Genomic DNA, 15,546 nt, shown 5'->3' on the forward strand with positions numbered 1-15,546 from the left:
AATAACTTGTAGTAGTAAAATATGATATAATTAAGCGATTATGTTTTTAAAAAAGGGTGGAACTAACATGTATGAGACATATCACTCTGGGTGGATTGAGTGTATAACTGGTAGCATGTTTAGCGGTAAATCAGAAGAGCTGATTCGTCGACTTCGTAGAGGAATTTATGCTAAACAAAAAGTAGTTGTGTTCAAACCAGCAATCGATAATCGCTACCATAAAGAAAAAGTGGTATCACATAATGGTAATGCTATTGAAGCAATTAATATTGTAGCTGCCAAAGAAATATTATCACAAGATTTAACGAATGTTGATGTGATAGGTATCGATGAAGTACAGTTTTTTGATGATCAAATTGTTGATATAGCTGAGCAACTAGCTGAAAATGGACATAGAGTTATTGTTGCAGGGTTAGACATGGATTTTAAAGGTGAACCATTTGAGCCAATGCCAAAACTATTAGCGGTCAGCGAGCAAGTTACGAAATTACAAGCTGTTTGTGCAGTTTGTGGTTCGCCATCAAGCCGAACTCAGCGATTGATAAATGGACAACCGGCTAAAATAGATGACCCTATTATACTAGTTGGGGCTAATGAAAGTTATGAACCAAGATGTAGAGCGCATCATATTATAGCACCAAGTGATGATGAGAAGGAGGAATTGTAGTGTTTGATCAACTAGATATTGTTGAGGAACGATATGAACAATTAAATGAGATGTTAAGTGATCCAGACGTTGTAAATAACGCGGATAAATTAAGAAAGTATTCTAAGGAGCAGGCCGAGTTACAAAAAACAGTTGATGTTTATCGAGAATACAAAAATAAAAAAGAAGAATTATCAGATATAGAAGATATGTTATCTGAAACGGATGATAAAGAAGAAATTGAAATGTTAAAAGAAGAGAGCTCTAATTTGAAAGATGCCTTGCCTTTACTTGAAGAAAAATTAAAATTCTTGTTAATCCCTAAAGATCCAAATGATGACAAAGATGTAATCGTTGAAATACGTGCGGCAGCCGGTGGAGATGAAGCGGCAATTTTTGCTGGCGATTTAATGAGAATGTATACGAAATATGCAGAAGCAAACGGATTTAGAACAGAAGTAGTTGAAGCAACAGAGAGTGATCATGGTGGTTACAAAGAGGTCAGCTTCCAAGTATCAGGTGCCGGAGCATATAGCAAACTTAAATTTGAAAATGGCGCACATCGTGTTCAACGTGTTCCTGAAACAGAGTCAGGTGGTAGAATTCATACGTCTACAGCAACAGTTGCAGTATTACCTGAAGTAGAAGATGTAGAAATTGAAATTCGCAATGAAGATTTGAAAATTGATACGTATCGTTCCAGTGGTGCAGGGGGGCAACACGTTAATACGACAGATTCAGCAGTAAGAATCACACATATTCCTACAGGTGTCATTGCCACATCATCAGAAAAATCTCAAATTCAAAATAGGGAAAAAGCACTTAAAGTATTAAAAGCTCGTTTGTATGATATGAAGTTACAAGAAGAGCAACAAAAATATGCAGCACAGCGTAAATCAGCTGTCGGAACAGGAGACCGTTCAGAGCGTGTTAGAACCTACAACTATCCACAAAGTAGGGTCACTGATCATAGAATTGGATTGACACTTCAAAAACTAGATCAAATTATGGAAGGTAAATTAGATGAAATTATAGATGCTTTAACGCTTTCTGAACAAACTGAAAAGCTGAAAGAACTTAACAATGGTGAACTTTAAAGATAAGTTAACAGAAACAATCCAATCAACCTCACAAAAAGGGTTTGAACAGTCACGTGCAGAATGGTTAATGCTAGATTTGTTTCATTGGACGAGAACAGATTATTTAATGCATATGTATGATGAAATGACTATTGCACAAGAAACCAAATTCAATTTGGCTGTGCAACGTATGCTATTAGGTGAACCAATACAGTACATAGTTGGTTTTCAGTCGTTTTATGGTTATCCGTTTAAGGTTAATGAAAACTGTTTGATTCCTAGACCGGAGACTGAGGAGGTAATGCTCCATTTTCTTAATGGTTGTCATTCTCAAGGAAGCATAGTTGATGTGGGAACTGGAAGTGGTGCAATCGCTATTACGATCAAAAAGCTCAATCCGCAATTGAAAGTCATTGCCACTGATTTATATAAAGAGACCTTGACTATTGCACAAGAAAACGCAAGTTATTTAGACGCTGATATTATCTTTATGCAAGGTGACGTGTTAAAGCCACTGATTCAAAAGAATATAAAAGTTGATGGCTTAATCTCTAATCCACCATACATTAGTGAAAAAGAAACATGTCAAATGACAAATACAGTTTTAAAATACGAACCGCATCATGCACTATTTGCAGAAAATAACGGTTTTGCAATCTACGAAGCGATTTTAGATGACTTACCAAAAGTATTAAATGAAGATGCGTTTGTAACCTTTGAAATTGGTTATCAGCAAGGTCTTCAATTAAAACAACTTGTATTACAACGTTATCCAAAGTTAGACGTTAAGGTAACGAAAGACATAAATAGTTTAGATCGAATTGTCTCATTTAAGTGGATATAGGTGAAAGACTAACAGTACCGAGGAATGTTTGATAAACTTAGTTAAAACCTTTTTATTATAATTAATGATAAAGGATTTGATAGAACGATGAAGACACAAATTTGGGATATGCGTCAATATAGTCATCATAGCGAGGATTATCCATACTTAGATGAAATCAAGCATGTATATGAACAAGGTGGGTTAATCGCGCTTCCAACTGAGACAGTCTATGGGTTAGGTGCTAATGCAAAGGATCAAGAGGCAGTAACAAAGATTTATGAGGCAAAGGGTAGACCTAGTGATAATCCATTAATTGTTCATATCTATGACCAGCAACAATTAACGCCTTTTATTGAAACAATAACCGATAAAGTACAAATACTAATGAATTATTTTTGGCCTGGTCCTATCTCATTTATTTTACCTTTAAAAAGAGGCTATTTATGTGAAAAAGTCACTGGTGGTTTAGATTCAATTGCAGTTAGAATGCCAAGTCATCCAATTGGGAGAGCTATTTTGAAATATGTTGATTTACCTATAGCTGCGCCGAGCGCGAATACGAGTGGGAAACCATCTCCAACAACATTTGACCATGTTTACCATGATTTAAATGGAAAAATCGACGGTATTATTAATGGCGATCAAAGTGAAGAAGGATTAGAAAGTACAGTTTTAGACTGCACTACATATCCGTTTAAAATAGCAAGACCTGGGGCGATTACGCAGTCTATGATTAACGCAATTTTGCCTGATGCAGTTGTTGACAGTAATTATAATGATATGGTTCGACCCATTGCACCAGGCATGAAGTATAAACATTATGCACCTGACACACCAGTGACGATTGTAAAAATGAAGGGTAAACATATACCAGAAATCATGGATAAGGAACATGCTGCATTCATTTTTCCTGAAGTCTATCGCCAACAAATACCTTCTGAAAGCCTATTTATACCTTTGTGCAAAGATGACCAGGATATTAAAACAGCTAATCATAATTTATATAAAATTTTACATGACTTAGATAACATGGATCATGTTCACAAGGCCTATATTTATGGTTTTGATATTAATGATGACACGCAAGCTATTATGAATCGTATGCTAAAAGCCGCTGCGAATAGAATGATAGGTGAGTGAGAGTAATGAGAATTATTTTTGTCTGTACAGGTAATACATGTCGAAGTCCAATGGCGGAGAGCATAGCGAAGCATCTTTTACCAGAGCATCAGATAGAATCTAGAGGTTTGTTTGCTGTGCCACAACAAACAATTTCTAAACATGCCCAAACAATACTTGAAAAACATCATTTGGAATTGCCTACAAATGCGCAGCCTTTTACTAAAGATGATTTAACTGCAGACCTTATATTAACTATGACACAGGAACATCTTGGATTATTAATCCAATCGTTTGGCTCGTATCCTCAAATGGATACATTATCTCATTTTGTACAAGAAACAGGAGATATCAAGGATCCATATGGTTTAGCGTTAGATGTTTATGAAGAAACATACCAACAATTAGCGCGTAAAATTAACAAGATAGTTAAGGATAAGCTTGTGTAAAAATCTTTTACAATTAGTATATGTTGGTAAAGAAATAAGTTATAATAAAGGAGTATAGCAAATTGCTATGTTCCTTTTTATTTTATGCAAAAGGTGGGTGTTTTTAAAATGCAAGAGTTAACAACATTATTAAGCGAATTAAAATCCCAATCCTTTTTCAAAAAGGGGGAAATCGTTGTTATTGGTTGTTCAACATCGGAAGTGTTAGGTGAGAAAATAGGTTCAGTTGGCTCAATGGAAGTAGCGCAAGAAATATTTACTCAATTGCAGCAAGTTCAAGAAGAAACGGGTGTATCATTTGCCTTTCAAGGCTGTGAACACATCAATAGAGCTATTACCATTGAACGCAAAAATTTCAATCCACTTACAATGGAAGAAGTGACAGTGGTGCCGGATGTCCATGCTGGAGGTAGCCTTGCAACATATGCCTATCGTCACATGCAAGATCCTATCGTTGTTGAACACATTACAGTGCCTAAGGGTATTGATATTGGTCAAACACTTATTGGTATGCATGTGAAACATGTGTGTGTGCCAGTGCGTACAACTGTTGACAAAATTGGTGAAGCAGTTGTAACGATTGCAACTTCACGTCCTAAAAAGATTGGTGGAGAAAGAGCGAAATATGAATAGTTGATGAAAGAAGGGTAGTGCTATGTCTTATATCGAAAAGCAAGATAAAGCCATTTTTGATGCCATACAAAGTGAATATAATCGTCAAAATAATAACATTGAATTAATTGCCTCTGAAAATTTTGTTTCAGAAGCTGTTATGGAAGCTCAAGGTTCAGTGTTGACGAACAAGTATGCTGAAGGTTATCCAGGGCGACGTTATTATGGTGGTTGTGAATATGTGGATGTAACTGAAACGATAGCAATTGAACGTGCTAAAGCATTGTTTGGAGCCGAACATGTTAATGTACAGCCGCATTCAGGTTCACAAGCCAATATGGCAGTATATCTTGTAGCTTTAAACATGGGAGATACAGTTTTAGGAATGAATTTGAGTCACGGTGGTCACTTAACACATGGGGCTCCCGTCAATTTTAGTGGTCAATTTTACAATTTTGTTGAATATGGTGTGAATGAGGAAACAGAATTGCTTGATTATGAAGCGATTCGACAACTCGCAGTGCAACATCAACCCAAATTAATCGTTGCCGGTACATCAGCTTATTCAAGAACAATTGATTTTAAAAAGTTCAAAGAAATTGCTGATGAAGTTGGTGCAAAATTAATGGTTGATATGGCACATATTGCAGGTCTGGTAGCTGTTGGTTTGCATCCCAATCCTGTACCATATGCAGATTTTGTAACAACAACTACTCATAAAACATTAAGAGGACCTCGTGGTGGCTTAATATTGTGTAAGGAAGAATATAAAAAAGACATAGACAAAGTAATCTTTCCTGGTATTCAAGGTGGCCCATTACAACATGTCATTGCGGCAAAAGCCGTAGCGTTTGGTGAAGCATTGAATCAGAATTTTAAAGCATATCAACAACAAGTGATTGATAACGCGAGTGTTTTGGCAGAAACATTACAACAAGAAGGTTTTAGAATTGTGTCAGGAGGCACGGATAATCATTTAGTTGCAGTAGATGTTAAGGGCTCGGTCAACATTACTGGTAAGGAAGCCGAATCATTACTCGATTCCGTTGGTATCACTTGTAATAAAAACACAATCCCATTTGATCAAGAGAAAGCGTTTGTAACAAGTGGAATCAGATTAGGTACACCAGCAGTGACGACTCGAGGATTTGATACCGATGCAATCAAAGAAGTTGCACTAATCATAAGTCTTGTACTAAAAAATCCCAATGATGCAGAGAAAATAAAAGAAGCAACAAAACGTGTGAGTGCATTAACTGCTAAACACCCGTTGTACGAATAAGTTTAACTGGAGGAAATGTAAATGAGTAAAGTACACGTATTTGATCATCCATTAATTCAACATAAATTGAGTTATATTCGTGATGTAAATACCGGAACAAAAGAATTTAGAGAGCTTGTGGATGAAGTAGGTATGCTCATGGCGTATGAAGTAACAAGAGACTTAGAGTTACAGGATGTAGAAATAGAAACGCCAGTTACAAAAATGACCGCTAAACGTTTAGCTGGGAAAAAGCTAGCTGTTGTACCTATTTTGCGCGCAGGCCTTGGTATGACGGATGGTGTTTTATCTTTAGTTCCAGCTGCAAGAGTGGGACATATTGGACTATATAGAGATCCACAAACATTAAAAGCAGTAGAATATTTTGTTAAACTGCCACAAGATATCGATGAACGTCAAATAATCGTTGTAGATCCAATGTTAGCTACAGGTGCATCTGCTATTGAAGCAATTACTTCATTGAAAAAACGCGGAGCCAAAAATATTAGATTTATGTGCTTGATTGCTGCGCCAGAAGGTGTAGAAAAAATGAAAGAAGCACACGATGATGTGGATATTTACATTGCAGCTTTAGATGAAAAACTAAATGACAAAGCTTATATTACACCAGGTTTAGGCGATGCTGGAGATAGATTGTTTGGTACAAAATAGTAACTGGTAGTTAGTTATGACTGATGTTAATACGTGTCGTTAGCAAGTGAACTAGTGTTAACTAAAAGGGTTGCCACATGACTTTTAGCAATTATTGACCAAACAGCCTTAGAATTTGCTAAAAAGATGATTAAATGTGTCGGTTTTGTGTCGTAAACGATGTCATTTGTAACATCTCTATGAATAGAATTGACACACAATTGTTTACTATATTATTATTGAGATTGTATGAGTGGAACGGTTTACATGGTTGATATAAGTTGTTTGGAGGCACACTTTAATGTTGCGTTTTAGCTTCATTTTTAAACAATTTATACAATATTATCTTTATTCATTGATAATATTGTATATTTTGTATCTAATATGGTCTTCACCATATATTCTAGGTATGATTCTTGGTTTAATAGGTTCTTTAATAAATACCTTCATCTTTGAAATTTACTTAGCGCGAGCGAAACAACCGGATACAATACATATTTCAACGGGCAGCGTTTGGCGTTATTTAGTTGCACTTGTCGTTTGTGCCTTCTGGTATTTATTTAAGGATGAAATGAATATTCTTGGTGTTGTAGTAGGTCTTATGATTTCTTATGTTTTAATCATACTTCGCCCTCTACTTGTAAGGGAGTAAAATTTAAAAGTGAAAGAGGTGAGATTATGGATCATAAATCACCAAAGGTAAGTTGGGACGTATTCGGTTTCGATATTGTTTTTAACTTGTCTAGCATTTTAATGTTAGTGATTACCGCTGCAATTGTGTTCCTTATAGCTATCATCTGTACGCGTAATCTACAAAAGAGACCTACAGGTAAACAAAATTTTATTGAATGGATTTTTGATTTTGTCAGAGGTATTATAGAAAGTAATTTAGCATGGAAAAAAGGTGGTCAATTCCACTTCTTAGCAGTCACATTGATATTATTCATCTTTGTTGCCAACATGTTAGGATTACCATTCTCTATCGTGACACATGAGCATTACTTGTGGTGGAAATCACCAACAGCAGACGCGACTGTAACACTGACGTTGTCTACCATGATGATTTTACTCACACATTACTATGGTGTTAAGATGCGCGGTGGTAAAGCTTATGTTGGCAATTATTTTAAGCCGTTCTGGCCACTTGTAATTATAAACGTCTTTGAAGAGTTTTCATCTACGTTAACACTTGGTCTTCGTTTGTACGGTAACATTTTTGCTGGGGAGTTACTGTTATCCTTATTAGCAGGACTTGTATTCCAACAACCACATTGGGGTTGGATCATTAGTTTACCTGGCTTAATCATCTGGCAAGGATTCTCAATCTTTGTTGGAACTATCCAAGCATATATTTTCATTATGCTTTCAATGGTTTATATGTCCCATAAAGTATCGGACGCACACTAATAACTAACAAATTTTAGGAGGAATTATTAATATGGGTTTAATCGCAGCAGCAATTGCAATCGGTCTATCAGCACTAGGTGCAGGTATTGGTAACGGACTTATCGTTTCTAGAACAGTTGAAGGTGTAGCACGTCAACCAGAAGCGCGTGGTCAATTGATGAGTATTATGTTTATCGGTATCGGTTTAGTTGAAGCTTTGCCAATCATTGGTGTAGTTATTGCATTCATGACATTATTTAGATAAGAAGCACTAAAGGCGAAGTCTCTTTGACCTTCGCCATTCATTTTATTTGATGACCAAGTGATGATTATTAACGAAAGGAGTGTCATATGCCGTGACTGCTTTAACTCACACATTCGTTTTTGGTGCAGCAATCAAAGATGTGGAATGGGGAACAATTATTGTAACATTAGCTACTTTCGCCATTTTATTAGCACTTTTGAAAAAATTTGCTTGGGGTCCATTAAAAGAAGTAATGGATAAACGTGAGCGAGACATTAATAAAGATATTGATGACGCTGAACAAGCAAAAGAAAATGCTCAAAAACTTGAAGAAGAAAATCAAAAAACATTAAAAGAGACACAAGAAGAAGTACAACGTATTCTTGAAGACGCGAAAGTTCAAGCGCGTAAGCAACAAGAAGAGATTATTCATGAAGCCAACGTACGAGCGAATGGCATGATTGAAACCGCACAAAGCGAAATCAACAGTCAAAAAGAACGTGCATTAGCTGATATCAACAATCAAGTATCTGAACTATCAGTATTAATTGCTTCTAAAGTACTCCAAAAAGAAATCTCAGAACAAGATCAAAAAGCGTTAGTTGATAAGTATATAAAAGAGGCAGGCGATAAATAATGGCAAATGTAGCACAAAAATACGCCAAAGCCCTATTTGATGTATCAGTTGACCAAGATATCTTAGATGATATATTTAATGAATTTAAAACTGTCAGTAATGTGGCTAGCACACAAATTGATGAATTAAAAGCTTTCGATGAAAATCCTACACGCTCTGCAAGGGACAGACATACGTTTGCAGTTAATGTTTTTGGTGAAGTAAATGACTATTTGAAAAATATGATGTTTGTGTTAGCGAATAATCGTCATTTAGCTTTAATAAATGATATTTTTAGTTTATTTCAAAAACTATACAACAAGAAATATAATCAAGATTTTGCAGAAGTAGAATCAGTATATGAACTTGATGAAGAGGAACTTGCTCAAATTGAGAAAGTGATTACACAACAAATGAATTTATCTCACGTTATACTTACTACTAAAATTAATCCGGAATTAATTGGTGGTATACGCGTGAAGGTTGGAACAACTGTTATTGATGGCAGTGTTAAAAATGACCTTCAACAATTAACAACGAAATTTAAAAGATCGAATTAATAAAAGAGGAGTGACATAGATGGCCATTAAAGCTGAAGAAATCAGTGCATTACTTCGCTCACAAATCGAAAATTATGAGTCTGAAGTCTCAGTAACTGATGTTGGTACCGTTCTTCAAATCGGTGACGGTATTGCATTAATTCACGGACTAAACGATGTTATGGCTGGTGAGTTAGTAGAATTCCAAAATGGCGTACTTGGTTTAGCACAAAACCTTGAAGAATCAAATGTAGGGGTTGTAATTTTAGGACCATATACTGATATCACTGAAGGTGATGAGGTTAAACGTACAGGACGTATCATGGAAGTTCCAGTTGGTGACGAATTAATTGGTCGTGTCGTAAATCCATTGGGTCAACCTATTGATGGGCAAGGTCCAGTAAATACGGATAAAACACGTCCAGTAGAACAAAAAGCAACAGGTGTAATGGACCGTAAATCAGTTGATGAACCATTACAAACAGGAATTAAAGCGATTGATGCGCTAGTTCCTATTGGTAAAGGTCAACGTGAATTAATCATTGGTGACCGTCAAACTGGTAAAACGACAATTGCAATAGATACAATCTTGAATCAAAAAGGCCAAGATACTATTTGTATTTACGTAGCTATTGGTCAAAAAGATTCTACAGTGAGAGCGAACGTTGAAAAATTAAGACAAGCTGGTGCTTTAGATTATACAATTATCGTCTCAGCTTCTGCAGCTGAACCAGCACCATTATTATATATTGCACCTTATTCTGGCGTAGCCATGGGTGAAGAGTTTATGTTTAATGGTAAAGACGTCTTAATTGTATATGATGATTTAACAAAACAAGCCGCTGCATATCGTGAATTATCATTATTATTACGTCGTCCGCCAGGTCGTGAAGCTTATCCAGGTGACGTTTTCTATCTACATAGTAGATTATTAGAACGTGCAGCTAAATTAAATGATACATTGGGTGGCGGTTCAATTACGGCTTTACCAATTATCGAAACACAAGCTGGGGATATTTCAGCATATGTACCAACTAACGTAATTTCAATTACAGATGGACAAATCTTTTTACAATCAGATTTATTCTTCTCAGGTGTGCGACCAGCGATTAATGCAGGACAATCCGTATCTCGTGTAGGTGGTTCTGCTCAAATCAAAGCAATGAAGAAAGTTGCCGGAACGTTACGTCTTGATTTAGCTTCATATAGAGAATTAGAATCATTTGCTCAATTTGGTTCTGACTTAGATGAATTTACAGCACGCAAATTAGAACGTGGTAAACGTACGGTAGAAGTATTAAAACAAGACCAAAACAAGCCGCTTCCAGTAGAGAATCAAGTTTTGATTATTTATGCACTTACTAAAGGATATTTAGATGATATTCCTGTTGAAGATATTATTCGTTTTGAAGATGAATTAAATCAATGGGCTAAATCGAATGCGGCTGAATTGTTAAGTGAAATTAGAGAAACAAAATCATTACCTGACGGTGAAAAATTTGAACAAGCGATTAATGAATTCAAGAAAAGTTTCAGTAAATCAGAATAATTAAAGTTAAGTTCGAAAAGGTGGTGAGATAATGGCTTCTCTAAAGGAAATTGATGGTCGAATTAAATCGACTAAGAAAATGAAACAAATTACTAAGGCAATGAACATGGTTTCAAGTTCTAAATTGCGTAGAGCGGAAAAGAATACGAAACAGTTTCAACCTTATATGGAAAAAATGCAAGATGCTATAACTGCGATTGCAGGTGCTAATTCAAATTCAAGTCATCCTATGTTGCGACCTCGCGAAGTACACCGTACAGGCTATCTAGTTATAACTAGTGATAAAGGCTTAGCCGGTGCCTATAGTGCTAACGTACTAAAAAAATTAGTTAACGATATTACTAGCAAGCACGCGGATGCCAGTGAATATTCAATTGTGGCTTTAGGTCAAATAGGTGTAGACTTTCTTAAAACACGGAATTATGACATTGAAGATTCACTTGTAGATGTTCCAGACCAACCTTCTTTTAAATCGATACAATCCATTGCAAAACATGCAATTGATTTGTATACGGAAGGACATATCGACGAACTTAAAATTTATCATAGCCATTATGTCAGTGTTCTTGAGAATAAGCCAACGGTTAAACAAGTTCTACCTTTATCTCAAGAAGATTCTAGTCAAGGCCAAGGTCAAATGTCATCATACGAATTTGAACCTGATAAAGAAGCAATATTAAGCGTTATTTTACCTCAATATGTAGAAAGCTTAATATATGGCACGATATTAGATGCCAAAGCAAGTGAACATGCGGCACGTATGACTGCTATGAAAAATGCATCTGATAATGCTACTGAACTTATTGACGACTTATCATTAGAATATAACAGAGCAAGACAAGCTGAAATCACGCAACAAATTACAGAAATCGTAAGTGGTTCTGCTGCATTAGAATAATTATTTAAAGGAGGAAACAACATGGGAATTGGCCGTGTAACTCAAGTTATGGGTCCTGTAATTGATGTCCGTTTTGAACATAATGAAGTGCCTGAAATAAATAATGCGCTCATTGTTGAAATTCCTAAAAGTGATACAACAATCAGTTTAACACTTGAAGTTGCTTTGCAATTAGGTGACGATGTTGTACGTACTATTGCAATGGATTCAACTGATGGCGTTCAACGTGGTATGGAAGTTCAAAACACAGGTAAAGACATCAGTGTACCTGTTGGAGATGAAACATTAGGAAGAGTATTTAACGTTTTAGGAGAATCTATTGATTTAGAAGAAAAGCTAGATGACTCTGTGCGTAGAGATCCAATTCATAGACTAGCACCTAAATTTGATGAATTATCTACAGAAGTAGAAATTCTTGAAACTGGTATTAAAGTTGTTGATTTATTAGCACCATATATTAAAGGTGGTAAAGTTGGATTGTTTGGTGGTGCCGGAGTAGGTAAAACGGTATTAATTCAAGAATTAATCAACAATATTGCTCAAGAACATGGTGGTATTTCTGTGTTTGCCGGAGTAGGTGAACGTACACGTGAAGGTAATGACTTATATTATGAAATGAGCGATAGTGGCGTAATTAAGAAAACAGCGATGGTATTTGGCCAAATGAATGAACCACCTGGTGCACGTATGAGAGTTGCGTTATCTGCCTTAACAATGGCTGAATATTTCCGTGACGAGCAAGGACAAGATGTATTGCTGTTTATCGATAATATATTCCGTTTTACACAAGCAGGTTCAGAAGTATCTGCATTACTTGGACGTATGCCATCTGCCGTTGGTTATCAACCAACATTGGCTACAGAAATGGGACAATTGCAAGAAAGAATTACATCTACAAATAAAGGTTCTGTAACATCTATTCAAGCTGTATTCGTTCCAGCCGATGACTATACTGACCCAGCACCAGCGACAGCATTTGCTCACTTAGACTCAACGACTAACTTAGAACGTAAATTAACCGAAATGGGTATCTATCCAGCAGTTGATCCACTTGCTTCAACATCAAGAGCATTAGAACCTTCAATCGTTGGTCAAGAGCACTATGATGTAGCACGTCAAGTGCAATCAACGTTACAAAAATATAGAGAATTACAAGATATTATTGCTATTTTAGGTATGGATGAATTATCTGAAGAAGATAAACAAACGGTTGAACGTGCAAGACGTATTCAGTTCTTCTTATCTCAAAACTTCCATGTAGCTGAACAATTTACAGGTCAAAAAGGCTCTTATGTACCAGTTAAAACAACTGTTCAGGATTTTAAAGGCATTCTTGATGGTAAATATGATCATATTCCTGAAGATGCATTCCGTTTAGTTGGAAGTATGGAAGATGTACTTGCAAAAGCTAAAGATATGGGTGTTGAAGTCTAATCAAATTAGGAGGAATGGATAATGAATACATTAAATCTAGATATTGTCACTCCTAATGGTTCAGTCTACAAAAGAGAAGATGTTGAACTTGTTGTGTTACAAACCACAGCAGGTGAAATGGGTATCATGAGTGGACATATTCCGACAGTAGCCGCATTAAAAACAGGCCATATCAAAGTTAGATTTCACAATGGTTCTGAATACTTAGCTGTTAGTGGTGGCTTTGTTGAAGTTAGACAACATAAACTTTCTGTTATTGTACAAACGGCTGAAACAGCTGAAGAAATAGACGTAGAAAGAGCTAAATTGGCTAAGCAACGTGCCCAATCTCATTTGAATGATGAAGATAATAGTGATATTTATCGCGCACAACGCGCACTTGCTAGAGCAGAAAATAGATTACGAGTAGCTAACTTAAAATAAAAAGGTTTGGAAGTACAGAGTAACTGTATTTCCAAACCTTTTTAATTTGTGTTTTAATTTGTTTAATAATGAATAGTATCATTATTAAACAAATTCAGGTACAATGTACTACAGAATAATTATTAGAGAGGTTAACTATGAATTATTTAGGACAATTTGCAGTTGTACATTTGGTTTTACACGTCATCTGCATTTGTGTGGCTTATTGGGCACTTAATGCTTTAAGACTTGAACAATTATTTAAAAAAGGGCATATAAGACAAATTCAAATTTGTATGATATTTTTTGCTGTTTTGTTAGGTACAAGTGTTAGCAATTTTATTATTGATTTAATGCAATATTCAACACAGGTAAAATATTTGTTAAAATAAAGTATTCTTATAATTCTTTATTATAAATTCTGTCATTAAAGTAATGATGACTGTCTTGTAGATAATTGTATTTTTTTTGAAAAAATAGCTATAATTAATGAATGAATAATAAAATATAGGGAAATGAAAGTAAGTATATTGTAGTCTTAAGTGGAGGATATGTATGGATAGAATAGTTATAAAAGGTGGGCATCGCCTATCAGGAGAAGTTCAAGTAGAAGGTGCTAAGAATGCAGTATTACCAGTGCTAACAGCATCATTATTGGCAACAGAAGGTACTAGCAAACTGATTAATGTTCCCAAATTGAGTGATGTTGAAACAATAAATAATGTGTTATCAACACTGAATGCTGATGTTTCATATGATATTGCAGGAAACGCTGTGACTGTTGATGCAACTGCGACATTAAATGAAGAGGCGCCTTATGAATATGTAAGTAAAATGCGTGCAAGTATCTTAGTTATGGGACCTCTGCTAGCGCGTTTAGGTCATGCAATTGTAGCTTTACCAGGTGGTTGTGCTATTGGAAGTAGACCGATTGAGCAACATATTAAAGGTTTTGAAGCCTTAGGTGCCGATATTCATTTGGAAAATGGAAATATTTATGCCAATGCAAAAAATGGCTTGCAAGGAGCTAATATTCATTTAGATTTTCCAAGCGTAGGAGCTACACAAAATATTATAATGGCTGCATCTTTAGCTAATGGCAAATCTGTGATTGAAAATGCAGCTAAAGAACCAGAAATTGTTGATTTAGCGAATTATATAAATGAAATGGGCGGTAGAATTACTGGCGCAGGTACTGATACGATTACAATTCACGGTGTGAATAAATTAACCGGAGTTGTTCATTCTATTATTCCAGACCGCATTGAAGCAGGAACAATGATTATTGCAGGTGCAATAACGCGTGGAGACGTTTATGTAAGAGGTGCTATTAAAGAACATATGACAAGCTTAGTGTACAAACTTGAAGAAATGGGTGTACAACTAGCCTTTGACGAAGAAGGTGTACGTGTAACAGCGCCAGATACATTACAGCCTGTTGATGTGAAAACGTTACCTCATCCAGGTTTTCCTACAGATATGCAATCACAAATGATGGCTTTATTGTTGACAGCTGAGGGCCATAAAGTTATTACAGAAACGGTATTTGAAAATCGTTTTATGCATGTTGCAGAATTTAGAAGAATGAATGCTAATATTACTGTAGAAGGTCGTAACGCTAAAATTGAAGGCAAAAGTGAATTACAAGGTGCACAGGTTAAAGCAACTGATTTAAGAGCTGCAGCAGCACTTATTTTAGCTGGTTTAGTAGCAGATGGTACAACACAAGTTACTGAACTTAAACATTTAGACCGTGGTTATGTGAACTTCCATGGTAAATTAAAAGAACTAGGAGCAGATATACAACGTATAAATGCTTAATAATAGAGCTATAA

The 15,546-nt window shown here is 35.7% G+C and carries 19 protein-coding genes; all 19 read left to right on the plus strand.

Features of this window, described 5'->3' with window-relative positions; genetic code table 11:
* Positions 1–67 precede the first annotated feature (67 nt).
* The 19 genes from HMPREF2864_RS10760 to murA all read left to right on the plus strand — a co-directional run bounded on the left by HMPREF2864_RS10760 (position 68) and on the right by murA (position 15,532).
* Positions 68–667 carry a thymidine kinase gene (locus HMPREF2864_RS10760; RefSeq protein ID WP_002478955.1) on the plus strand — a complete coding sequence of 200 codons (600 nt, stop codon included), beginning with the start codon at positions 68–70 and terminating at the stop codon, positions 665–667.
* On the plus strand, positions 667–1,743 hold the full coding sequence (prfA, locus tag HMPREF2864_RS10765; protein WP_002461245.1) for a peptide chain release factor 1: 1,077 nt from the start codon (positions 667–669) through the stop codon (positions 1,741–1,743). The genes HMPREF2864_RS10760 and prfA overlap by 1 nt, the downstream gene beginning before the upstream one ends.
* Positions 1,730–2,569 carry a peptide chain release factor N(5)-glutamine methyltransferase gene (gene prmC, locus HMPREF2864_RS10770; RefSeq protein ID WP_070544690.1) on the plus strand — a complete coding sequence of 280 codons (840 nt, stop codon included), beginning with the start codon at positions 1,730–1,732 and terminating at the stop codon, positions 2,567–2,569. The genes prfA and prmC overlap by 14 nt, the downstream gene beginning before the upstream one ends.
* Before the next feature lie 87 nt (positions 2,570–2,656).
* Positions 2,657–3,691 carry an L-threonylcarbamoyladenylate synthase gene (locus tag HMPREF2864_RS10775; protein ID WP_002461242.1) on the plus strand — a complete coding sequence of 345 codons (1,035 nt, stop codon included), beginning with the start codon at positions 2,657–2,659 and terminating at the stop codon, positions 3,689–3,691.
* 5 nt (positions 3,692–3,696) lie between these two features.
* Entirely contained in the window at positions 3,697–4,119 is a 423-nt protein-coding gene (locus HMPREF2864_RS10780; protein WP_037545011.1) for a low molecular weight protein arginine phosphatase, read from the plus strand.
* Positions 4,120–4,227: 108 nt separating this feature from the next.
* Complete coding sequence (locus HMPREF2864_RS10785) at positions 4,228–4,752, plus strand: TIGR01440 family protein (RefSeq protein WP_002492358.1); 525 nt, start codon at positions 4,228–4,230, stop codon at positions 4,750–4,752.
* Between the two features lie 22 nt (positions 4,753–4,774).
* Complete coding sequence (glyA, locus tag HMPREF2864_RS10790) at positions 4,775–6,013, plus strand: serine hydroxymethyltransferase (protein WP_070544691.1); 1,239 nt, start codon at positions 4,775–4,777, stop codon at positions 6,011–6,013.
* A gap of 21 nt (positions 6,014–6,034) precedes the next feature.
* A complete protein-coding gene (upp, locus tag HMPREF2864_RS10795) occupies positions 6,035–6,664 on the plus strand; it encodes a uracil phosphoribosyltransferase (RefSeq protein ID WP_002461237.1) in 630 nt (209 codons plus the stop codon).
* A gap of 280 nt (positions 6,665–6,944) precedes the next feature.
* Positions 6,945–7,295: an ATP synthase subunit I gene (locus tag HMPREF2864_RS10800; RefSeq protein ID WP_002478961.1), complete on the plus strand. Its 351-nt coding sequence runs from the start codon at positions 6,945–6,947 to the stop codon at positions 7,293–7,295.
* A 26-nt stretch (positions 7,296–7,321) separates the two neighbouring features.
* Positions 7,322–8,050, plus strand: a complete 729-nt coding sequence (atpB, locus tag HMPREF2864_RS10805; protein ID WP_070544693.1) for a F0F1 ATP synthase subunit A — start codon at positions 7,322–7,324, stop codon at positions 8,048–8,050.
* Positions 8,051–8,081: 31 nt separating this feature from the next.
* Complete coding sequence (atpE, locus tag HMPREF2864_RS10810; RefSeq protein ID WP_002478963.1) at positions 8,082–8,294, plus strand: F0F1 ATP synthase subunit C; 213 nt, start codon at positions 8,082–8,084, stop codon at positions 8,292–8,294.
* Positions 8,295–8,385: 91 nt separating this feature from the next.
* A complete protein-coding gene (locus HMPREF2864_RS10815) occupies positions 8,386–8,910 on the plus strand; it encodes a F0F1 ATP synthase subunit B (RefSeq protein WP_002461233.1) in 525 nt (174 codons plus the stop codon).
* Positions 8,910–9,449: a F0F1 ATP synthase subunit delta gene (locus HMPREF2864_RS10820; protein WP_070544694.1), complete on the plus strand. Its 540-nt coding sequence runs from the start codon at positions 8,910–8,912 to the stop codon at positions 9,447–9,449. Before HMPREF2864_RS10815 ends, HMPREF2864_RS10820 begins: the two co-directional genes overlap by 1 nt.
* A 19-nt stretch (positions 9,450–9,468) precedes the next feature.
* Positions 9,469–10,977: a F0F1 ATP synthase subunit alpha gene (gene atpA / locus HMPREF2864_RS10825; RefSeq protein WP_002461230.1), complete on the plus strand. Its 1,509-nt coding sequence runs from the start codon at positions 9,469–9,471 to the stop codon at positions 10,975–10,977.
* A gap of 31 nt (positions 10,978–11,008) precedes the next feature.
* Complete coding sequence (atpG, locus tag HMPREF2864_RS10830) at positions 11,009–11,875, plus strand: ATP synthase F1 subunit gamma (RefSeq protein ID WP_002461229.1); 867 nt, start codon at positions 11,009–11,011, stop codon at positions 11,873–11,875.
* Between the two features lie 21 nt (positions 11,876–11,896).
* Positions 11,897–13,309, plus strand: a complete 1,413-nt coding sequence (gene atpD, locus HMPREF2864_RS10835) for a F0F1 ATP synthase subunit beta (protein WP_002461227.1) — start codon at positions 11,897–11,899, stop codon at positions 13,307–13,309.
* 21 nt (positions 13,310–13,330) lie between these two features.
* The gene (locus tag HMPREF2864_RS10840) at positions 13,331–13,732 is read left to right on the plus strand and encodes a F0F1 ATP synthase subunit epsilon (protein ID WP_002461226.1); all 402 of its coding nucleotides are present in this window, start codon (positions 13,331–13,333) and stop codon (positions 13,730–13,732) included.
* 137 nt (positions 13,733–13,869) lie between these two features.
* The gene (locus HMPREF2864_RS10845; RefSeq protein ID WP_002461224.1) at positions 13,870–14,103 is read left to right on the plus strand and encodes a DUF1146 family protein; all 234 of its coding nucleotides are present in this window, start codon (positions 13,870–13,872) and stop codon (positions 14,101–14,103) included.
* A 163-nt stretch (positions 14,104–14,266) separates the two neighbouring features.
* Entirely contained in the window at positions 14,267–15,532 is a 1,266-nt protein-coding gene (gene murA / locus HMPREF2864_RS10850) for a UDP-N-acetylglucosamine 1-carboxyvinyltransferase (protein WP_002461223.1), read from the plus strand.
* The last annotated feature ends 14 nt before the right edge of the window (positions 15,533–15,546 follow it).

The organism is Staphylococcus sp. HMSC059F04 (assembly GCF_001812565.1).
Lineage (GTDB): Bacteria > Bacillota > Bacilli > Staphylococcales > Staphylococcaceae > Staphylococcus > Staphylococcus lugdunensis.